Source organism: Paenibacillus oceani, assembly GCF_014705615.1.
Lineage (GTDB): Bacteria > Bacillota > Bacilli > Paenibacillales > NBRC-103111 > Paenibacillus_AB > Paenibacillus_AB oceani.
This window is the reverse complement of the sequence record NZ_JACXJA010000019.1, coordinates 50,585-71,467: the sequence shown is the minus strand read 5'-3', so window position 1 is coordinate 71,467 and position 20,883 is coordinate 50,585. Positions and strand designations below refer to the sequence as shown.

At 55.4% G+C, this 20,883-nt stretch carries 16 protein-coding genes, 1 pseudogene and 1 riboswitch; of the genes and pseudogenes, 3 read left to right on the top strand and 14 right to left on the bottom strand.

The genetic code is table 11. The features are described from left to right. Positions 1–480 precede the first annotated feature (480 nt). From sdhB to IDH45_RS15220, 3 genes are read right to left on the bottom strand one after another with little or no spacing between them, the layout of a single operon-like run. On the bottom strand, positions 481–1,233 hold the full coding sequence (gene sdhB, locus IDH45_RS15230; protein WP_190928976.1) for a succinate dehydrogenase iron-sulfur subunit: 753 nt from the start codon (positions 1,231–1,233) through the stop codon (positions 481–483). Positions 1,234–1,235: 2 nt separating this feature from the next. Further along, a complete protein-coding gene (gene sdhA / locus IDH45_RS15225) occupies positions 1,236–2,993 on the bottom strand; it encodes a succinate dehydrogenase flavoprotein subunit (protein WP_190928975.1) in 1,758 nt (585 codons plus the stop codon). Between the two features lie 16 nt (positions 2,994–3,009). Beyond that, positions 3,010–3,675 (bottom strand): succinate dehydrogenase cytochrome b558 subunit, encoded by a 666-nt coding sequence (locus IDH45_RS15220; RefSeq protein WP_190928974.1) that lies wholly within the window; start codon positions 3,673–3,675, stop codon positions 3,010–3,012. Positions 3,676–4,168: 493 nt separating this feature from the next. On the opposite strand from IDH45_RS15220, the gene IDH45_RS15215 reads away from it, so the two are divergent. Further along, positions 4,169–5,071: a LysR family transcriptional regulator gene (locus IDH45_RS15215; RefSeq protein WP_190929057.1), complete on the top strand. Its 903-nt coding sequence runs from the start codon at positions 4,169–4,171 to the stop codon at positions 5,069–5,071. Between the two features lie 86 nt (positions 5,072–5,157). Here the strand turns inward: IDH45_RS15215 and IDH45_RS15210 are convergent, their stop codons facing one another. Both IDH45_RS15210 and IDH45_RS15205 read right to left on the bottom strand, forming a co-directional pair. Beyond that, a complete protein-coding gene (locus IDH45_RS15210; protein ID WP_190928973.1) occupies positions 5,158–5,823 on the bottom strand; it encodes a potassium channel family protein in 666 nt (221 codons plus the stop codon). Positions 5,824–5,925: 102 nt separating this feature from the next. Further along, a pseudogene (locus IDH45_RS15205) lies at positions 5,926–6,123 on the bottom strand (Trk family potassium uptake protein); the annotation flags it as partial. Positions 6,124–6,182: 59 nt separating this feature from the next. Then, positions 6,183–6,377: riboswitch (cyclic di-AMP (ydaO/yuaA leader) on the bottom strand. Positions 6,378–6,706: 329 nt separating this feature from the next. On the opposite strand from IDH45_RS15205, the gene IDH45_RS15200 reads away from it, so the two are divergent. Next, complete coding sequence (locus IDH45_RS15200) at positions 6,707–8,368, top strand: CPBP family intramembrane glutamic endopeptidase (RefSeq protein ID WP_190928972.1); 1,662 nt, start codon at positions 6,707–6,709, stop codon at positions 8,366–8,368. A 121-nt stretch (positions 8,369–8,489) separates the two neighbouring features. Here the strand turns inward: IDH45_RS15200 and uvrC are convergent, their stop codons facing one another. Together uvrC and trxA are read right to left on the bottom strand one after the other, a co-directional pair. Continuing rightward, on the bottom strand, positions 8,490–10,394 hold the full coding sequence (gene uvrC, locus IDH45_RS15195) for an excinuclease ABC subunit UvrC (protein ID WP_190928971.1): 1,905 nt from the start codon (positions 10,392–10,394) through the stop codon (positions 8,490–8,492). 168 nt (positions 10,395–10,562) lie between these two features. After that, positions 10,563–10,880, bottom strand: coding sequence for a thioredoxin (trxA, locus tag IDH45_RS15190; protein WP_190928970.1), 318 nt, complete (start codon positions 10,878–10,880; stop codon positions 10,563–10,565). Between the two features lie 383 nt (positions 10,881–11,263). On the opposite strand from trxA, the gene IDH45_RS15185 reads away from it, so the two are divergent. Beyond that, the gene (locus tag IDH45_RS15185) at positions 11,264–11,395 is read left to right on the top strand and encodes a YqzM family protein (protein ID WP_190928969.1); all 132 of its coding nucleotides are present in this window, start codon (positions 11,264–11,266) and stop codon (positions 11,393–11,395) included. Positions 11,396–11,497: 102 nt separating this feature from the next. Here IDH45_RS15185 and dnaI read toward each other — a convergent pair whose 3' ends face one another. The 7 genes from dnaI to IDH45_RS15150 form a co-directional block, all read right to left on the bottom strand. After that, positions 11,498–12,457, bottom strand: coding sequence for a primosomal protein DnaI (dnaI, locus tag IDH45_RS15180; RefSeq protein WP_190928968.1), 960 nt, complete (start codon positions 12,455–12,457; stop codon positions 11,498–11,500). Positions 12,458–12,503: 46 nt separating this feature from the next. Beyond that, complete coding sequence (locus IDH45_RS15175; protein WP_190928967.1) at positions 12,504–14,003, bottom strand: DnaD domain protein; 1,500 nt, start codon at positions 14,001–14,003, stop codon at positions 12,504–12,506. A 767-nt stretch (positions 14,004–14,770) separates the two neighbouring features. Continuing rightward, positions 14,771–15,655, bottom strand: a complete 885-nt coding sequence (locus IDH45_RS15170) for an alpha/beta fold hydrolase (RefSeq protein ID WP_190928966.1) — start codon at positions 15,653–15,655, stop codon at positions 14,771–14,773. A gap of 110 nt (positions 15,656–15,765) precedes the next feature. Then, positions 15,766–17,718, bottom strand: a complete 1,953-nt coding sequence (locus IDH45_RS15165; protein WP_190928965.1) for an alpha/beta hydrolase family protein — start codon at positions 17,716–17,718, stop codon at positions 15,766–15,768. 72 nt (positions 17,719–17,790) lie between these two features. Further along, a complete protein-coding gene (locus IDH45_RS15160) occupies positions 17,791–19,137 on the bottom strand; it encodes an extracellular solute-binding protein (RefSeq protein WP_190928964.1) in 1,347 nt (448 codons plus the stop codon). A gap of 218 nt (positions 19,138–19,355) precedes the next feature. Beyond that, positions 19,356–20,393 carry a LacI family DNA-binding transcriptional regulator gene (locus IDH45_RS15155; RefSeq protein WP_190928963.1) on the bottom strand — a complete coding sequence of 346 codons (1,038 nt, stop codon included), beginning with the start codon at positions 20,391–20,393 and terminating at the stop codon, positions 19,356–19,358. A 98-nt stretch (positions 20,394–20,491) separates the two neighbouring features. Then, complete coding sequence (locus IDH45_RS15150) at positions 20,492–20,782, bottom strand: YuiB family protein (protein ID WP_190928962.1); 291 nt, start codon at positions 20,780–20,782, stop codon at positions 20,492–20,494. Positions 20,783–20,883: the final 101 nt, after the last annotated feature.

The window sequence follows — 20,883 nt, the reverse complement described above, 5'->3', positions numbered from 1 at the left end:
TGAATGAAAAAAACCGCAAGAGGATGGTTTTCTGTGAAAGCATCGCTCCTGCAAGCCCCTTCACTTTTACTTCGTTGATCGCGCCGCTCATACGTGCGGGCTTCAGTACAATAAGAGTCTCTGGCGCCCTCTATATTCGGCATATGAGGAGGACAGAGATGAATAGAAGCGGTTTGTACCGCTTATTTCAGCCACGGGCAGCGTCTGCACCCTTCCTTTTCGAGGATATTAGCGGCTCCAAACCGCTCTTAATTCGTGCCCAAGCAAGTTTTCGGGCAAAATTGAGGTTACAAACCGCTCTTATACGGTTCCCTCCTGCCCCAAATCGGGGGACATTTGAGATGCCGCGATAAACGGCCTGCGTCGCACGACACATACCAGCACGATAAGCAAAAAAACCTCCAACCACCGCAACTGCCGGTGATCAGAGGTTCTCTGCCATGCCAATCTATGAAGGCCGGGCCAGACGGAGCATCCGTCTTACATGCCGAGCCATTTTTTGAACAGCTGTTTCGTCGTGTCACCGTTAAGCGCCGCGATCGAAGTCGTAAGCGGGATGCCTTTCGGGCAGGAGCGGACGCAGTTTTGCGAGTTGCCGCAGCCTTCGATGCCGCCGGATTCCATCAGCGTGTCGAGACGTTCTTCCTTGTTCATCTCTCCTGTCGGATGAGCGTTGAACAGGCGTACCTGGGACAACGGCGCCGGTCCGATAAAGTCAGAACGGTCGTTGACGTTCGGGCACGCTTCGAGGCAGACGCCGCAGGTCATACATTTGGACAGCTCGTAAGCCCATTGGCGCTTCGATTCCGCCATCCGCGGACCTGGTCCGAGATCGTACGTGCCGTCGATCGGAATCCACGCTTTTACGCGCTTGAGCGCATTAAACATCCGCTGGCGGTCGATGACGAGGTCGCGCACGACCGGGAACGTGCTCATCGGAGCGACGCGAACCGGCTGCTCCAGCTTGTCGATCAGCGCCGAGCAAGCCTGGCGGGGCTTGCCGTTAATGACCATCGAGCAGGCGCCGCATACTTCCTCCAGACAGTTGGACTCCCAGCATACCGGCGTCGTTTTGGAACCGCCGGCATTTTTCGGATTCCGCTGAATTTCCATGAGCGCGCTGATGACGTTCATGTTCGGACGGTATGGAATTTCGAATTCTTCCGTATACGGCTTCGAATCCGGGCCGTCCTGACGGGTGACTTGCAGTCTAATCGTCTTCGTCTCAGCCATGATCAGTGACCACCCTTCTTGTCCGTCGTATAGTCGCGTTTACGCGGAGCGATGAGCGAAACGTCGATGTCTTCGTACGAAATTTGCGGGCCGTCCGGCGTCCATTTCGCCAGCGTCGTCTTCATGAATTTGTCGTCGTCGCGATCCGGGAAATCCGGCTTGTAGTGCGCTCCGCGGCTTTCGTCGCGCATCAGGGCGCCCTTCGTCATCGCTTCGGCAAGCTCGAACATATTCCACAACTGGCGGGTAAACGCGACGCCCTGGTTGTTCCAGCGGGCCGTATCCGTCATGTTGATTTTCTTGTAACGCTGCTTCAGCTCTTTGATTTTGCTGATCGTAGCTTCAAGTCTGTCATTGTAGCGGACGACCGTCATGTTGTCGATCATGATTTCGCCGAGTTCCTTGTGCAGCACATACGCGTTCTCGGTTCCGTCCATTTTGAGCAGACCTTCATACTTGTCGACGTTTTTCTGCTTCTCGCGGTCGAAAGCGCCGCTCGAAACGTCTTCGGAAGACTTGCTCAGGCCTTTGATATATTCGATCGCTTTCGGTCCGGCTACCATACCGCCGAAGATCGCGGACAGGAGCGAGTTGGCGCCCAGACGGTTCGCGCCGTGATACTGGTATTCGCACTCACCGGCTGCAAACAAGCCCGGAATGTTCGTCATCTGGTTGTAGTCGACCCACATGCCGCCCATCGAATAGTGAACCGCAGGGAAAATCTTCATCGGAATTTTCCGCGGGTCGTCGCCCATGAACTTCTCGTAAATCTCGATAATACCGCCGAGCTTGACATCCAGCTCCTTCGGATCTTTATGCGAGAGATCGAGATAAACCATGTTCTCGCCGTTGACGCCGAGCTTCATGTCTACGCAGACGTGGAAAATTTCCCGGGTCGCGATATCGCGCGGAACCAGGTTGCCGTATGCCGGGTATTTTTCTTCGAGGAAGTACCAAGGCTTCCCGTCTTTGTACGTCCAGATCCGTCCGCCTTCTCCGCGCGCCGATTCGGACATGAGCCGCAGCTTGTCGTCTCCCGGAATCGCCGTCGGGTGAATTTGGATGAACTCGCCGTTCGCGTAAGTAACGCCTTGCTGATAAACCGCACTGGCAGCCGTACCGGTGTTGATGACCGAGTTGGTCGTTTTGCCGAAAATGATGCCAGGACCGCCGGTAGCCAAAATAACGGCATCGGCACGGAACGTCTCCACTTCCATCGAGCGCAGGTTTTGCGCGCAAACTCCGCGGCAAACGCCCTCCTCGTCGATGACGGCAGACAAAAACTCCGAATGCTCATACTTCGTAACGAGACCCGCCGCTTCCCAGCGACGTACTTGCTCGTCCAGCGCATACAGCAGCTGCTGGCCGGTCGTGGCGCCCGCGAACGCGGTACGGTGATGCTTCGTTCCGCCGAACCGGCGGAAATCGAGCAAACCTTCCGGCGTCCGGTTGAACATAACGCCCATCCGGTCCATCAGGTGAATAATACCCGGCGCCGCTTCGCACATCGCTTTGATCGGCGGCTGGTTGGCAAGGAAGTCCCCGCCGTATACCGTATCGTCGAAGTGCTCCCAAGGGGAGTCGCCTTCGCCCTTCGTATTAACCGCTCCGTTAATGCCGCCTTGCGCGCATACGGAGTGGGAACGTTTAACGGGTACTAATGAGAATAGGTCGACGTGAACACCGGCTTCGGCGGCTTTTACAGTAGCCATGAGACCGGCAAGTCCTCCGCCCACTACGATAACTTTCGATTTCGCCATGTCAGTTCACTCCCCCTTAATGTTTGCTCGTCAAATCCAACACGGAAGTATCCTGGAACGAAGCGTCGGTGAACGCCACCATCGTCAGAACGAACATGATGGACATGATCACGAATACGCCCAGCCAAATGACGCTCGATACGCGCTGCGCACGAGGTCCGACGGTAATGCCCCAGCTGACCAGGAACGACCACATGCCGTTGCTGAAGTGGAACGTCGCGGCCAGAACGCCGATCAGGTACAACGTGAAGAAAACGGGGTTCGTGAAAATTTCATGCATAACTACGCCCAAACCTTCGTGCGTTTCATTGCCGAGCGTAACCTGGAAGCGCGTCTGGAAAAAGTGCCACCCGATGAAAATCAGCGTCACGACGCCGGTTACCCGCTGCAGCGTAAACATCAGGTTGCGGAAATATCCGTAACGGGATGCGTTGTTGCGCGACTGGAACGCCACGTACAAGCCGTAGACGCCATGGTACAGGATCGGGATCCAGATGCCGAACAGCTCCAGGAAGAAGATGAGCGGCAAGTTGTTCAACCACATCACGGAATCGATAAACGCCTGATGCCCGCCGTTAAACGCTTCATAGTTCGTTATCAGATGCTCGACCAGAAAGAAGCCGACGGGTATGACACCCAGCAACGAGTGAAGCTTGCGGTAGTAATACGAATTACCGGTCATGGAAACGAGTTCCCCCTTACTGAAATATGACAACGTGTGCAAAACAAACCATCTCTCATTGTACTCCCGAGTTCGACAAGCGTCAACAAAATGTCACCTTTTCGCCAATCGCTCCGCACAACGGTTCATTGCCCCGTCACGTACGCCGAAACGGCTTGGGCGCACACCTTACATATGGCTATTTTGCCAATGTAAGGCCCGTTTAAACCCGGGTTCGCGGAATAATCGTGTCGCCTCGAACGTGTTCCGCGATTTTTCAAGAGTCTGATCTACGATTAAAATCACAATGGGACTCCTAAAAATTTGAACAATGTTTGACAACTTTCATGTTACTCCCAAAGAGCTTATAATGGAAGTGCCGTTTTTTTATTAAACGTTATGCGTTTTAGTTATATCGAAGCCAGACATCGAGTCGTACCTGCCCACTTCTGCACATCTATTTCCTCGGGAATGACGATGTCCCCTGATTATGAAAGGAGCGGACTGCCACATGCTGCCGAATCTGGACGCTTTCGCCGCTGTCGTCGAACATAAAAGCCTGAACCGGGCCGCCCAGACCCTAAACATCTCCCAGCCCGCGCTATCGCGCAAAATCGCCCAGCTGGAGGAAGAGCTCGGCGTGCTTCTGTTCGACCGGAAAGGCAAAAAGCTCGAGCTGACGAGGCTCGGGCAGATTTGTTACGAATACGCCCTGGAAGTCGCCGAGATGGAGCGCAAGCTGCTGCAGCGCTTCGCCGAATACCGTTCGTCCGGCAAAAGCATCACGATCGGAGCAAGCCTGACTACACTGCAATCCACGCTGCCTGATCTGATCGGCCTGTACACGCGCGATTTTCCGGAAACGGACATTAAAGCGATCACCGGCAAAACGCATGAAATCGTCACGCTCGTCAAAGAGAAAAAAGTCGATCTCGGGCTCGTAGCCTCCAAAATCGACAATCCGGAGCTGACCTGCGTTCCGCTGTTCGACGACCATCTCTGTCTCGTCCTGCCGTCGAGTCATAAGTGGACGGACAAACCTTCCATAGATATTAACGAGCTGCAGAAGCTGCCGATGATCTTATTTTCCAAAGGAACGTGGTACCGCATATTAATGGATGAATTATTTCACCGGTATACCGTCTATCCCGACGTTAAAATGGAGATCGATTCGTTCGAAGCGATCCTGCGGCTCGTCTCCACATGCAATGCGGCTACGCTTCTGCCGAAATCGTATTTGCGCCAGACCGTGCTGAACAACAACGACCTCGTACTCCGCAGCATCCCCGAGCTGGAGGAGACGACCCGAACGACCTCGCTGCTGTTCGGCCGGGAATCGATGCAGAGCGCTTCCACGCTCCGCTGGGTCGAAAAGGCGAAGGAATATTACGCCGCAGTCAAAGGCGAGCTCGGCTGAAGCCGCTCGCGAGGCAGCGTCCCGCAGCAACCGCAGCATCCCCGCGGCCGATCCGGCGGTCCCAATCGAACCGAACCGGCCCGGCCTTATGAGCCAACCAGCTCCTCCTCGAACGACTCGATCTGCTTGTTCGTCCCGATTATAACCATGACATCCCGTTCATTAATAACGTCGGTGGCAGTCGGCGCTATAATGACGCCGTCCTTCTTGTTGATCGCCACCACACTGCAGCCGTATTTGGCCCGCGGGTTCAGCTCCTCGAGCGTCTTGCCGTTCAAACATTTGGGCGCCGATATCTCGGCGATCGTGTAGTCTTTGGACAGCTCGATGTAGTCGAGCAGATTTGGGTTCACGAGCTGGTGCGCAACCCGGATGCCCATATCGCGCTCGGGATAGATGATCCGGTCCACGCCCAGCCGCTCCAGCACTTTGCCGTGCAGCACGGACAGCGCCTTCGCCACGACCATCTCGACACCGAGATCCTTCAGCAAAATCGCCGTCATGATGCTTGCCTGAATATCGTCTCCGATCGCAACGATGACGCAATCGAAGTTGCGGATTCCGATCGAACGCAGCGTCTCTTCGTCCGTCGAGTCCGCGACGATCGCGTGGGTCAGCACCTCAGACATTTCGCTGACAGCCTCTTCGTCCCTGTCGACGCCGAGCACCTCAAATCCGTTGTTGGTCAGCTCCCGGGCGAGACTGGAGCCGAATCTCCCCAGACCGATCACTCCAAATTGTTTCATTTTCATTATAAAAACTACTCCTATCCGATAATAATTTTACCTTCCGGATGTCTATATAATTCTCTCTCCGTTTTAGGCTGCAATGCATAAGCAAGCGTGATCGGTCCGAACAGCGGCCGCAAGCTCAATCGTTAAGGAATACAGCAACACTTTGCGGGTCAGCTGCACGATCCCTTCCATCGAAACCTGATTCATCGCTTCCTGCAGAATCAGCCGTTCCCTTAGCGAGATCCGCATAATGACGACTTGGCCGAATACGGAAAAATAAGTTCCCGTGTCCACGACAACCAGCCCGGTTACGCATGTTCGTAGTTTGCAGGAACAACAAAAAAAGACATTGGAATCCCAATGCCGTTTGTCCGGTGTGGTTTCCAAACTGAAGCCTACGAGGTTAGCTGACGGATTCGGGTTGTAAGGCACCCTATTCGCTTGCCGCTGCTGGGAACGGTGCTGCGAAATTCACCCCATGAGCAAAACTTGCGGTTTTCTCGGACACCGCAAAGCTGCTTCTACTTGAATGGTTCCCCCGTTTTCATTAAGAAATTCGGCTTGATATGAGAGTCCGCTGCGATGCGCGCACCTTAAACGGCTCGTATTGTAGAGTTTCTTATTCCGCTTTTCAGATTAGAGCCCGGTCTTCGCATAATGGTGCGCTGGCAGTAGCGGCTCTGAAGCAGAAGCGAATAACACTTGACGAACTCGATTATAATCCCGCCGCACCCGCTTGCACAAAGCCGGCATTCGCTTAAAAACATGGAGGAATCGGCGGCTTCCCGCCGAATAACAAGCGTGCCTGCCACTTTTCATTGTCCCTACCTCCGTTGCTTCCGTTTAAGTGGCATTTCGAAAAAAAGTATGTTACGTTAGAAAAAAAGTTCGGGAGGGATCCATGAAACGCCCGTTTTCATCCATGCTGGGAACTTTTGCTGTTATCGGCATCCTCTTATTCGTCATCACCAACTGGTGGTCTTTTTTTACGGGAAACAAAGAGCCCGACATCCTAACCGAGACGATGCCGACCGTATCCAAGCAAGCGGCAGCGGACGCCGCAAAGGCGCATATCGCAGAGTTGACCGGTTATCCGGCTTCCAGCACGTTCGTCGTCTATCAGTCCGACAAGCTGCTGAGCGGCTATATCCAGAAGGAGAAGCGGGTCGCGGATTACAAAGCCCGGTTTCAGGAACGAGCTCCGATCGATTATTATCGCGTCGATCTGACGGACGGGCGCGGAGCCGAATATGTCGTCGATGTACATATGACAAGCGGCGCCGTCATCGGGTGGAGGAAGAGCAGCCGGGAGAACGCCCCGTCGGTCGAAGTAGGCCGCCGGATTGCCGAAGAGGTGCTGCGGAAGGACGGACTCTCCCTCTCTGACTACAGCTCGCTCCGGCCGAACGCCGCTACGCCCCACAGGTTCGTATTCGAGCATCGCGCAGGTACGATCGGCGGCGCCAAGCTGCTGAAGGTAGTGGAGGTCCGGGGCGGGCAGGCAACCGCCTATTATAACGAGTTCCGAATTCCGCAAAGCCATCTCGACTGGGTCAAACGGCAGGACCAGGCGGCCTCGGCGATGACGCAGTGGAATTTGATCCTGTCATCGGTCATGGGGCTGGCCGCCATCGCCATTGCGATCGCTTACCGGAAACAGATCTCGTTCGTCCGAGGGATCGGCTTAACGGCCACCTTTCTGGTGTTGTACTGGATCAACAATATCAATATGATTCCCGCCTTCAAAACACTTGAAGCCGAAGGCATGGACCCCTTCTTCTCAACCGAAGCCGCCGTCGTCACCATGATTCTGATGACGGTCGTCGTTACGATCATGGCGATCATCTGTTACTTCTCGTTCGCCGCCGGCGATCCGCTGTGGCGGGAACAAGGAAGACGGCTGTGGCCGCGATGGAGAGAGCCGGGCTTCGGGGCTCATACGCTGTCCAGCATGAAACGGGGCTACCTGCTCGCCTTCGGTTTGCTAGGAGTGCAGTCGCTGCTGTTTTTCACCGCTGAACACCGGTTCGATATGTGGGCGGTGAACGACCCGTCCGGATCGCCGCTTAACATGCTGCTTCCGGGGATCTTTCCGCTTATGGCCTGGACGGCGGCGATTTCCGAGGAAGCGATTTACCGTTTTTTCGGCATCGCCCTGTTTAAGAAACTGCTTCGCAATACGTTTCTGGCCGTCGTTATACCAAGCGTCATCTGGGCGTTCAGCCATACGCAGTATCCGATCTACCCGGTGTACACCCGGTTCGTGGAAGTGACGATTCTCGGCATCTTGTTCGGCTACGCATTCCTGAAGTACGGGTTTGCGACGGCGTTGTTCGCCCACGCCATCGTGGACAGCATCCTGATGAGCTTTTCGCTGATGGGCATGGGAGGAGCCGGGTATGTCGGTCTCGGCGCGTTTTATATCGCGCTGCCTGCCCTCGTCGCCATCGTGATCAAGTGGCTGCACGGCAAAACGGTCGCACGGCGTCCCGGGCCGCGAGCGGACGATCCGCCGCCGGATTCCGGAGGCGGCTTCCGGACGTCGAAACCGGACCTCGTCTAGACTGCTGCCCTAGGAACAAAAAACCAACCTTCGAGAAGCTGCACTGCAGCGGCATTCGGAGGTTGGTTTGTTTTGCAGAAGTAAGAATGTTAATAGAGCTATTGCTGTTCAGCCGTGCGCATTAAGCGTCCGAATCGGCGGTCTCCCCAGGTCCGTGCAGGGCGGCGAGGATGTCGCGCGCCAGCTTGTCGCCGATGCCGAGCGGGCGAAAATCGTCGACAGCCGCTTCTTTAATCTTCTTAAGTGAGCCGAAATGTTTCAGCAGCGCCTTGCGCCGCTTCTCCCCGATCCCGGGAATCGAATCCAGCTGGGAGGCGACCATCGACTTGGCCCGGGTCTCCCGGTGGAACGTGATCGCAAACCGGTGCACTTCCTCCTGGATGCGCTGGAGCAAGTAAAACTCCTGGCTGTCGCGCCGAATCGGCACGATGTCCGGCGGATCGCCCATCATCAGCTGCGCAGTCTTATGCTTCGCATCCTTGACGAGACCGCACACCGGAATGTACAAGCCCAGCTCATTCTCCAGCACGTCTATAGCCGCCGATATTTGTCCTTTGCCTCCGTCGACAACGACCAGATCCGGCATCGGCAGCTGCTCTTTCAGCACCCGCTCGTACCGGCGGCGGATTACTTCGCGCATCGTCTCGTAGTCGTCCGGTCCTTGCACGGTCCGAATTTTATACTTGCGGTATTCTTTGCGGTCCGGCTTGCCGTCCACGAACACGACCATCGCCGATACCGGGTCGGTCCCTTGAATGTTCGAGTTGTCGAACGCCTCGATCCGGCGGATCGTTCCGGTCCCGATCCATTCGCCCAGACTCTCTACCGCTTTGACCGTCCGCTCCTCGTCGCGTTCGATCAGCCGGAACTTCTCCTCCAGCGCGACACGGGCGTTGTCGGCGGCCATTCCGAGCAGCTTCTTTTTCTGTCCGCGCTGCGGCTGATGCACTTTGACCCGCAGCCACGACTCCAGCAATTCGGCCACTTCGCGCTCGCTGTGCTGCTCGCTCGTATCGGATGAGGCCGATGCTGGTTCTGCTTCGTGTTCTTCCTTCTCCTCCGCCGAGGGCAAAAAGATTTCTTTCGGCAGCGCCGGGTTGTCGCTGTAATACTGCGTCACGAACGAAATGAAATCCTCGTACGCATCGCCGTAATACGGGAACAGCGTCACATGCCGCTCGATCATTTTGCCTTGGCGCATATACAGGATTTGGACGCACATCCACCCTTTGTCAACGGCGTAACCGAACACGTCGCGATCGACCGCATCGGTCATCGTGATCGTCTGCTTCTCCATAACCGCATCGATGCTGACGATCTGATCGCGCAGCTCCTTGGCCCGCTCGAAGTTCAAATCCTCGGCGGCCTGGTGCATTTTCCGGGTCAGCTCTTCCTTAATCGCAACATGGCCGCCGTTCAGAAACTTGCTGATCTCTTGCACCATCCGCTCGTACTCGCCGGCCGGCACCTCATATTCACAAGGAGCGATGCATTGTCCCAAATGGTAGTACAGGCATACCCGGTCCGGGATCGTCTTGCATTTGCGGAGCGGGTACAGACGGTCCAGCAGCTTCTTCGTCTGCTGCGCCGCGAACGCATTCGGATAAGGGCCGAAATATTTCGCTTTGTCCTTATACACTTTGCGGGTCACTTCGAGCCGCGGATGCGCTTCTTGCGTAATTTTGATATAGGGAAACGTCTTGTCGTCCTTCAGCAAAACGTTATATCTTGGATGGTATTGCTTGATCAGATTGCATTCCAGAATGAGCGCTTCCATATTGCTCGCCGTGACGATATATTCGAAGTCGCTTATTTCCGTAACAAGACGCTGCGTCTTGCCGTCATGACTGCCCGAGAAATACGAACGGACGCGGTTTTTGAGCACTTTCGCTTTACCGACGTAAATGATCGTGCCTTCCGCGTTTTTCATCAAATAACAGCCCGGCTTGTCCGGCAGCAGCGCCAGCTTGCTTTTGATCGAATCCGATAGGTGATCGCGCCTTCCCCCGGCACGCTGTTCGGACATGCTTCGTTCCTCCTTGAAATCAGCTTCCCTCATGCCTCCATGGCCCGGAACCAAAAAAAGTCCCGTTTCGCATACGCGAAAAAGAACTCTTCTGCCGTTCCCTATAAATATCATACGACGGTCGGGCCGTTTGCACAACCCGCCGCCGCATATTGGATCTGGGGCAACTTACAGGTGACGTCCAACGACGCTTTTCAGAGCGTCTTTAGGCTGGAAGCCGACCACTTTATCGACAGGCTGGCCGTCTTTGAATACGATCAGAGTTGGAATGCTCATTACGCCGAAACGGGAAGCGGACTCCGGATTGTCATCCACGTTCACTTTGGCAATTTTAACTTGCTCGCCCATTTCTTTATCCAAGTCTTCAAGCACAGGCGCGATCATCTTGCAAGGTCCGCACCATGGAGCCCAGAAGTCGACAAGAACCGTGCCTCCTCCTTCGACTTCGCTTTTGAACGATTGGTCGGATACGTTTACGATAGCCACAGGATTTCCTCCTTATACTAACAAAAAGTGTGTACCTATACATTTTAATGATTTTCCTACGACATGTAAAGTATACCACAACTCGTACCAATTTCATAACTGAAAACATGTTCCGTCCACTTTTGGCGTATACTAGGGGCGACGCCGCTCCGGCCAGCCCGGGCATTCCGGGTGCAGGGCCCGGATCTTTGGACCAAGCGGTCTTCTCTAATTGTTTCGCCGCTCTGCCTAACCTATGCATGGACAAGCTGCCGCAGCGAAAGAACGGCTGAATTTTGTTGAAGAATTGTCACTTCTTCCGCTTTACAAGCCGCCGAACGTTTCGTTATACTAGACATAGCCAATTTTGCTATGGGAACGATTTACTCGGGAGGAATCCAATTATGACTGACCCAAGAGTGCATGCCAACGAGGAGCCGAGAAACGACTTTCTCGATGTTGCCATCGGATTCGGCGTCACATTCGGCGCTTTCTTTCTGATCGCGATCGTGGCCACCATCATTACGCTGTTCTAATTTGCGGATCACACAAGCGCGTCCGCGCAACCAAAGAAAAGCCCGCTCCTTCTGCTTCGGAGCCGGGCTTTTTTCGATCTGCTTTATTGTTAAGCGAAGGCTTTACGCCCCCGCTTTTCCTCGCTTATTCGTACCGTTCACGACAACCACCTCGACAAAAGGGGTAATCCGGTCCATAATCCGCTGCCCTTTGTACTCCTCGTCCCCGTCCTTGCTCGTAAAGCTGAAATGTTTCTCCAACTCGTCCGGCTCATGGTTGGACGTGAAAAAGGTCGGCTTCCGGTTCATCCGGTAGTTCAGAATCGTCCCCATCACGTGATCGCGCGCCCACGGATTCAGATTCTCCGCCCCGATATCGTCGAAGACGAGCAGATCGGTCTCCTTCAGCAGCTCAACCGTCTCTTTCAGCCGCTGCGGCTCAGTGATCATCGACTTCAAATCCTCGACGAAATCCGGCATATACACAATCACACCGGAATGGCCCTTCTTGGCGAGCTGATTCAGCATGTAGCACATCAAAAACGTTTTGCCCGTTCCGAAAGGGCCGACCAGATACAGCCCTTCCTTTTGCAGCCCTTCCTCGTTCGTCTTGTGGATGTAATCGACGATACGCTCGACAGCCAGCACCCGCTCCGGATCGATATCGACGATCTCCGCGGTCGAGTATCCTTGCTGGAGCGCGCGGTCGTCGATGTAAAAGCTGCGAATCCGGTTGCGGACGGCGTCCTGCGACTGTTTGGCGATCAGCTTTTTGCATGCTACCTTCTGATCATGAATATAGGTTTGCTCATTGATCGTCTCGACGGTCAGCTTCGTGTAGTACCCTTCGAAGTCGTTCGGGCACCGGTCGAGTCCGGGACAGTTCGTGCATTGCTTGTATTCCTTCACATACTGGTAGATCCGGTTCATATTGATTTTGAGCGTACGGTCGTCGATTTCCGGATATTTGGCGCGAAGCTTCGCCACGAGCGGATCACTGAGCAGCAGCTTCGTTTTTTCTTCCGCTTTTCTGGCGAACGACATATTCCGGAAGTCGCCTAATATGTCCGATAAAGGTTCCATGCGGCCGATCCGCCTCCTCTCCTGAAAAGTCAGACTGCTGCGCCGGTTACGTAATTTTGCCGTCGAGCTTCATTGCTTTTTTGCGAATTTCCGCAAGCTTTTCGTCGCTGACCGGCTTTTGCGCCGGGATGTCGGTAATGATCGCGATTTTCGGCTTCTGCTGGTGCCCTCTCCGCCCTTTCCCGGGAAACGGGGCGAGCGAGCCGCCGTCGGCCTTGGACGACCGCTTGGTGCGCTTGATCGTTTGCTCGCGTATGTAAGCTACCGCTTGCTCGTAAGTACTGACCCCTTTGGCCATCATATTGGAGGCGACGGAGTCGATATAACTTTTTGTCCAAGACGATTCCTTGTATACGTGCAGATGATGAATCATCACGTTGATCACTTCGTCCGGCATTTTGTAGATCACATCGATCTTCTCAAAAATGTCGGATACGGGCTTCGGCACGGCGCCTTTCTGGAAAAACCGCTCTAGCACTCTCGTGTGCGGCTCGTTGCGCATAATCAGGTTGTACTGATGCTGGTTGCACTGTCCGACGAACAGCGGCGGCACTTCCAAATAATATTGCATCTCCACCGGCTTCTCCTCGAGTGCGCTGACTGATTCGGGCTTCGCTACGCCGGCTATTTTGTGGAACAGCCGCTCCCGCTCCTGCTCGCGTTCCTTGTCCTGACGGAAATACAAATTCGCTTTGTACTGCAGCATATCGTTCTGCAGCTCGCCGTCCTCGGTAAACATCCCGTCCTCGTCCAGCAGCCTGCACGTTTCTCGAAGCGACAAGTCGTACTTGCGGGCGACTTTGTTAATCTCGAACATCTGATCCGGTTTGTTGCGCAGATTTTCTACGAACGGGCGGTTCCTGGACGTACCGCGCGGGAAACGCTGAAGAATCTCGCTGTAATGGAACGCCTTCGTCGTAACGTCAAGCTTGCGCTCGGTCTCCCGCGACGGGGCCGCCTCCTGCAGCGCCTGCTCGAGCTCGTAATCAATCGCCTGGGTGTTGAGCCGGAACAAATCGTAGAACGGAACCGACAAATCCTCCGATACCAGCTCCGGATGCTGAAGCTCCTCGGGCTCCGGCGAATAATACTGCTCGCGCAGCGACAATACGGCGTATTTGCCGACCTTATCGTGCAGCAGCATAACCAGATGCTGATTTTTGAAAAATTCCTGCGGCGTCAGCGGCTGTACGAGCACGTATTCGTACATGTAATCGTCCGTGGAAGGGGAATACTTCCGGTTCGTCTGCAGCAGCCCGATCGCCTCCAGCTTCGAGGTCAGCTCGGCCAACAGCTTCCGTCCCCGCTCCCCCGGCTCTAGATCGAGCGCCAAAAACAGCTTCCGCTGCTGCTCCAGCTCCGAGTATCCCGTCTTATCTCCGGGCACTTGCTGATACATCGTCTGGAAGACGCTGATCGCAAATGCTCCGATCATAGGCTGATAAATGCCGGACAGCATCCGGTAATCCAGCCCGCTAAGCGAAAAATCCCGGTATACGCAAAACCGGTGATTTTCCGTAAAATGAAGCATGTTCGTAATACGCATCAATGTATCTCCAATCTCGTTCGGGCGGCAAAGCCAATCGGTCTATCAAATCCGTTTCTCTATTCTATCACAAAAACCGACAAGCAGGGAGTTTTATAAGAGGTAACATTAGGTTGGTTTCGGAGTTCCGTTGATAGAGAAGCGGCCCTCGGTCCGCATCAGGAAAAACCGTCCGATAAAGACGCCCGACGGTCCTTTGACGTGCAAACCCATAGTTTGTATGTTGGAAGGGAGTGGGTACCTTCGCTCCAGCCGCTCGTCGATGAGGTTGTGCGGCCCCCCCTCTGAATGAAGTCCGCAAACCCGTTTCTTGTGAACCGATCGCGTTGGGCTTCTCTGAGACGACATGCGTACAGGCTAACTAATCACATAAGGGTCTTTTGTACCTCCGATTTTTGGTACCTCGAGAAGAAATAAACAAATAGAGGCGGTTTGTACCCCTTATTTCCACCACCTGAAGGGGTCTGTGCCGTTTTCACCGATATTAGCAGCTTCAAACCGCTCGTATTCCGCGTCCAATCCAGTTTTCGGACAAAATAAAGGGTGCAAACCGCTCTTATCCGCCCCCTTCTCTAGCTAGTAGCAGGGCAGAGTACCGAACAGCCACGATAAGCAATTTGCGACATTAGCCGACTCGACAAGTGACAAGTCTTCTAACTTCAACCCTGATCTCTTTTCGCTTTAACACTGTGAAGAACTTTAACATTCTGCATGTATCGAAAAAAAACCTTGCCCGAATCAGGCAAGGTTGTACAATCGCCGCCGTTTTACACTTCCGGCTGCTGCTCCGCCGGCTCTTTGGGGAGGGCGGCGTAAGGGGTTGTGCCGATCCCGGCTTCCGGCTCAGCCGGCCGCCCGGTAGCGGCTTTCTCCCGCGGACGCTGCAGCCCCCGAATCCATTTGCCGATCACATCGTTCATTTCGGAGGCCGCTTTTGTCGGAATTTGATGCTTCTCGTTTTCCAGGATGTGCAGATCGTAATGAGGCAGCATGCTTTGAATCTTTTTGCGGTAAAGAGTAAAGCCTCCGTCCTTGTTCCCGTACAACAGCAGCACCGGCGCCCGCAATCCGGCCAATCGCTTCGTACAGCTGTAGGTCAGGCTGAACCGGTAATATTGGTGAATATTCGCCGGATTCCCCCGCCGGGCGTCGCGCAGCAAATTGTGGAACGTTTGTCTCCCGTCGGCGTTTCCCCATGTAATGCCCCACATCAGCACCCGGATCAGCGGCTTCCATCTGGACATGCCTACCGCTACGCGAATCCGGTTGCGCAGCACAAAGTCGCTCACTTCCGACATCGCGCTGACCAGAATGCCCCCGGTGAACCGGTCCGGGTTAGTCAACAACGCTTCGAGCGCAATCGAGCCTCCGGTCGAGTATCCGCAGACGAAAGCTTCCGGTAGCTTCAAATGATCGAGCAGCCGCAGCATATCTTCCACGATCAGCTCGTAGGTGACCGGCGCCTCGGACGCCCCGCTCCGCCCGTGTCCGCGAATGTCGAACGTGATCACCGTAAATTGCCCGGCCAGCTGCACCTGCTGGTAGCGGAAGTTCGCGCTGGTGAGCAGCGGCGGGTGTATGAAAATAATCGGAAGCCCGTCTCCCCGTTTCTCATAGTACAAGTCGGTTCCGTTTATATTGGCTGTTGGCATCGTGCTTACCTCCCGGAAAAAATAACCGTTCTACCTGGATAAGTTGAATGAAATGAACGCAATTTCATTCGTTCAACTTACTTGGTTACGTTTCCCGGGACAGCCGAAATTTATAATCGGACCTCGTCCGCCGGCCAGCCGTTCGTATCGGTACGGTACATGATACGTCCCGGGCCGCCGAGCCGGGCGTACAGACGCTCGGCATACTCGTAGCCTTGCCAGCGTTTCCCCGTCACGATAAGCTTCACCGGCCATAACAACGCCGCCAGCTGCGGCAGATCAGCGATGCGAAGCGCATTAATGACCTCGAACCCTTCCCCGAGGCGAGCGGGATCGTCGTCGGCTTGCAGAAACGAGGACGGCATATCCTCCAGCACCAGCGTGCCGACCTCTCCGTCGAGCAAAGCCGCGAGCAGAGCGACGACCGCCATCTCTCCTTTGCCGGCAAGCAATACCCGGGCCGGGTCAACCTCCGGTCTCGCCCGGATCACTTCTAAACCGCGCAGTGTGTCCCATACCCGCATCGAGGTGACCGTATGACCGATCAGAGCCGAGGAACGCCGGACATGCCAATTCAATTCCGGCCCCCAGGTCGAATCGCCCGTCCCGCGCGGATCGATACGCGCCTTGATCCATCCGGCGCCCAACTGCTTCAGGATGTCGAACGGTTCGTCTTCCTTCCGATGAACCGACCGTCTCAGGGCAACCGCGGCCGGACGCGGCGAACCGCCGTCGATTCCGCGAAGCTCCCCCTCCAGTCTCCAATACGAATCGGACGAGAACGAAAATTTGCGCGAGCAGTTGCCGTCCATCAAGTCGTACTCGTGCTCGCGTTCGGCCGCAAGCGGAATCGGCTCCTGCGGGAAGGCGGCGAAGCTTTCCTTGCGCAGCGCGGCTATGACGCGTGTCCGCTCTGTGGCGAGCTGCTCCATCGTCTCGATATCCGCGGGCACGGGGAGCCGGACGAACCCGCCTTCCACTGTCGTCGAACGGTCGTCCGCCGGCGGCTTGCCCCCGAATACGAGCAACTGCTCGACCGGAAGCTTCACGCCGTCGAAATCGGTTGCTTGCTCAGGTGTGACCGGGCGTCCCGCCAGATGGGTCAAAAACCAGCTGAACACGTGCTTGCGCGACTCCGGCGTATACATATGGGGCGCTTGAAATTCGAACAGGCCGAGCCGTCCCTCCGCTCCGATGTTCCGGTACAACGCCTGGAGCTTGTCATGTACGTAACGAACGGAATCGATGCGGAATACCCGGTCCCGGGCGGGAGCGACGATCAGCACGGGCCGCGGCGCGGCGAGCGCATAAGCTTCGGTCAGCGACCAGCCGTCCGGGTTGTTCGGGAAGTTGCAGTCGCAATGGTAGTCGAGCGTCCGGTCGCGGATATGGGAAGTGAGATGGCCTGTCCCCGACGACGAAGCCATCGCCTTGATCCGGTCGTCGGCACACATCGCCCACCAGCTGATCGATCCGCCTCCGGAATGTCCGGTGATGCCCAGGCGGGCGGCGTCCACCTCTGTAAGTTCGCTTAATACGTCAAGCCCGCGGATCGCGTTCCACACTTCCGCAGCCGACGGCGAATACCCCCGGCTCACCCAATCGAACATGCCGCGCGAATACGTGCCGTGATGGATGCCTTGCACTTCTCCATGCTGGATCGTATCTACGACCAGCGTCACGAAGCCTTCCTGGGCGAAGCGGCGGGAGTGCTCTTGATACTGGATTTTTTGCGTCGCGCTATGGCCGCACACATATAAGATGCCGGGAGCGGGCTCCTTCAGCCCGGCAGGCACATACAGATTGGCCGCGACGTACAGGCCGGGCAAGCTTTGGTAATGCAGCTTGTTGATCCGGTGCGTCCCGCAGTCGACAGACCCGGTCACGGTGACACGCAGCGGCGTCCGTTCCTCGGCCAGGTAACCATCGATGCCGAGCATTTCGTGAAAGCGCTTTTGTCTTTGCCGCCGCCACACCTCGAATTCATCCGCCGATCCGAAGGACGGCAGCGCTCTTTCGTCCGCCTTCCACGCCATTTGGTGCAGGTACTCTTTGATATGCATGTTCGCTTCTCTCCTTTTCGGCTGCCCGTAGTGCCGTTTTGGCAACCCGTATTCATTCCTATTTCTGCCGCTTTATTTTTTTGCCTGCTTCGCCTGCTCGATTTTACGGTCCGCGCTCTCCGCCGCTTGGCGAAGCGCCGTATTCATATCCGTTCCACCCGTAACAACGCTTGTTAATGCCGCATTTAATTCGGTGTTGGCAATGCTCACATATTCCGAGAAAAACGTCGGGGTGACGTACCGGTTCGGCTCGGCAAACACTTTCAAATTTTTCGCTCGGATAAACGCCGGCGCCTCCTGACCGAACGCCGCCCGGATCGAGTCGTTGTTCAACGAAGCGAACCCGCCGCGTCTGGACTTGGCCAGTTGGACTTCCTCGGATGTCATGTAGGCGATTACGTCAAAGGCGTCTTCCTTGTGAGGGCTTGTAGCCGACAATGCGTAAATATTCGGGTATGTCTGCACGCCTCCCGGCGCGTCGCTCATCGAAGGGAACCGGGTAAAATCGAAGTTCACGTCTTCTAGGCCGAAGGCCAAGGTAATGTCGTTGCTGACGATCGGCGAGTACATCGCGGCCGTTTTGTCTTTACGGAACAGATTAAGCGCCCCGGAAGTTCCGAGCTGCTGGGCGTCCTTTTCGTTCCCGGGTATCCGGTACAGGTCGGCGATCCGGTTCAGGAAACGGGACCACCCCGGATCTTGAAAGCTCGCTTTGCCGGTGGCGGCGTCGATATGGTTCAGCCCGTACGGATTGCGGATCAGGTAATTGACCGGAGGCAGCGCAGCGCCGTGATATTTTACGCCTCCGTCCGTCCGGCTCAGCTTTTTCGCCAGATCTTCAAATTGCTCCCACGTCATGGAATCGCTCGGATAGGACACTCCGAACTTGTCGAACAAATCTTTGTTGTAGATCAGCCACGTGCCTCCGGCATCAACGGGCAATCCGTACAGCTTGCCTCCTCCCAGCTGCTTGACCAGGTTCAGCGAGGAAGCGTCCAGCCGGTTTACGTCGTATTTCGTTTGGGCGATATAGCCGGAGATGTCGGTATGCAGGGAATTGGCGACGAATGCGGATTGGAAGGTGGCTTGGGAAGTAATGACGATATCCATCCGATCTTTGTTGACCAGCACCTGGTCGAGAGGGCGGGTAGCGTTGCTGTAGTAATGAATGCTCTCGATATGCGGAAACTTTTGTTGAATGAGCCGGCCGTACATGTCTGTAAACTCTTCTGCGGTCGGACTGCCGGAGTAAATATTTTGAATGTAGAGCTCGATCGGCTGCTTCGGCTTGCTTTCAGGGCCGCCGTCCCCTTTTGACTGCGAATCGCCCGGCTCCGCGCCGGTTCCCGTCTGAGCACCGCAGGCGGCCGCCCCGAGCATCATCACGGACAAAGCGGCCAGACACCATCGTCGTTTCATAGAATTACCTCCTCTTTTCATATATTTCACTCGGTTGAAATTACGATTTCATTATATCCCCCGCATTTTCCGCCTGTCAATTCCATTTTGGGGCCGCTTACATGGCTGGGGCATTTCATCCATCGTTTAGGAAGGCTCATCGTCCTTAAAACAACAAAAAATGCCGAATCGCTCGGCATTCCTCGTACTTGTCTGTATATTCCGTTACAGAAGGCGATTCAACTTGGGGGGCAAGGAGCGGTCGAGTCTCTGACGATTATCTCGTAATCGAGCGTTACTTGGGAAGCCGTCTGGGTAGCAGCGGAGATCCGTTCGACGAGCAGCCCGGCCAGCGCTTCGCCCGCCCGGTCCATGGGCATGCGCATCGACGTCAGTTGAGGAATGCCGAGCGTCGCGTTCAAATCGTCGAAACCCGCCACCGACATGTCGCCGGGGACGGCGATCCGTTTATCCTTCAAGGCATGCAGGATACCGAGGGCAAAATTGTCGTTGACCCCGATCCATCCGGTCGGCATGTCCGTCTGGTCCCACGCTTGATGCAGCCGTTCGTACGCGATCCGCACTTCGTCCCCGGCCCGATGGGAGACCGGATTGTCTTCGGCGATAACCCGGGGAGACAGCCCCGCGCCGCGCATCGCTTCCATGTACCCTTTCAACCGGCCTTGGGGCGTGCCGCCGATATCCCGATAGGTCATAAATGCGATGTTCCGGTGCCCGAGGTCAATGAAATGATTCGTCAAATCGTAACCCGCCCGGACATGGTTAAACGCAACGCAATCGGCATCGCGCTCGACGAAGCTCCGCTCCAGCGTATTCACCGCCAAGCCGTTCTCGGCAAAGTCAGTCAAATATTTCGTCAGCGTCGCCGGCGCCGCGGCGGAAATAAACGTAGCGCCGGACACCCGCTGCTGCTTGAGCAGTTCGACCGCATTGGCCAGTTCTTCCTCGCTCCGGTTCAAATAAAACAGGATCGTGCTGTAGTGAAGCCCGAGCGCCGTTCTTTGAAAGCTCTCCACGAGCGGGGCGTAGATGCCCCGGGTCATGTCGGCGAGCAGCAGACCGAGCACCGCATTTTTACCGGTATTAAAACCGCTTGCAAAAATGTCTTTCCGGTAGCCGAGCTGTTCCGCAGTCTGCCTCACCTTCTCGATCGTTTTCGGCGAAACTCCGGGCGCCCCGGCCAAAGCTTTCGAAATCGTCGTACGATCCACGCCCAAATAATCGGCGATATCTTTCATCGTTATATTTTTTTTCATGCCGCTTATCCTCTCCATGCCTGTCCCGGCCGATCTCCGAGTCGAGCCTTCGCTTGTCATTAACGAGAAAAAAAGCCTCTCCCGACGGAGAAGCCCGATCAAAACATTTTATATCCCCGCAGCCGCAAAAATTGGATCGTCTTGCCGCTCAAAATCGCGCCGAGCAGCCCGCAAATAAACAACAAATATTCGCCCCTTAATTCGGCCAGATGCGAAAGCAGCGAACCGGAGTGCCACGCCCAATAAACGAGCATGCCGATGACCGCCAGCGTGTACAGGTAGATGGGGAAATGCGTAGTTTTCAGCAGCATGTTAAAGATGAAGCCGATACCGTACATAAGCACGAACACAAGCACCATAGCGATAACGAGCTGAATGATATCGATCATGCGAAGTACCTCCCGGGCTTGATTCCCGTTTTTCACGTCAATTGTAGTTGAAATGGGCGGCGAAGTAAAGGCTTAACCGCCAACTGTGCGAAATCCGTCAC

Coding starts and splice junctions, on each gene's coding strand:
- uvrC (WP_190928971.1), bottom strand. CDS start 10,394: ATGTCCGAACAGCGTGCCGGGGGAAGGCGCGATCACCTATCGGATTCG.
- IDH45_RS15165 (WP_190928965.1), bottom strand. CDS start 17,718: ATGCATATCAAAGAGTACCTGCACCAAATGGCGTGGAAGGCGGACGAA.
- IDH45_RS15220 (WP_190928974.1), bottom strand. CDS start 3,675: ATGACCGGTAATTCGTATTACTACCGCAAGCTTCACTCGTTGCTGGGT.
- sdhB (WP_190928976.1), bottom strand. CDS start 1,233: ATGGCTGAGACGAAGACGATTAGACTGCAAGTCACCCGTCAGGACGGC.
- IDH45_RS15150 (WP_190928962.1), bottom strand. CDS start 20,782: ATGATCGATATCATTCAGCTCGTTATCGCTATGGTGCTTGTGTTCGTG.
- IDH45_RS15170 (WP_190928966.1), bottom strand. CDS start 15,655: ATGCCAACAGCCAATATAAACGGAACCGACTTGTACTATGAGAAACGG.
- IDH45_RS15210 (WP_190928973.1), bottom strand. CDS start 5,823: ATGAAAATGAAACAATTTGGAGTGATCGGTCTGGGGAGATTCGGCTCC.
- IDH45_RS15200 (WP_190928972.1), top strand. CDS start 6,707: ATGAAACGCCCGTTTTCATCCATGCTGGGAACTTTTGCTGTTATCGGC.
- sdhA (WP_190928975.1), bottom strand. CDS start 2,993: ATGGCGAAATCGAAAGTTATCGTAGTGGGCGGAGGACTTGCCGGTCTC.
- IDH45_RS15160 (WP_190928964.1), bottom strand. CDS start 19,137: ATGAAACGACGATGGTGTCTGGCCGCTTTGTCCGTGATGATGCTCGGG.
- IDH45_RS15175 (WP_190928967.1), bottom strand. CDS start 14,003: ATGCGTATTACGAACATGCTTCATTTTACGGAAAATCACCGGTTTTGC.
- IDH45_RS15155 (WP_190928963.1), bottom strand. CDS start 20,393: ATGAAAAAAAATATAACGATGAAAGATATCGCCGATTATTTGGGCGTG.
- dnaI (WP_190928968.1), bottom strand. CDS start 12,457: ATGGAACCTTTATCGGACATATTAGGCGACTTCCGGAATATGTCGTTC.
- IDH45_RS15185 (WP_190928969.1), top strand. CDS start 11,264: ATGACTGACCCAAGAGTGCATGCCAACGAGGAGCCGAGAAACGACTTT.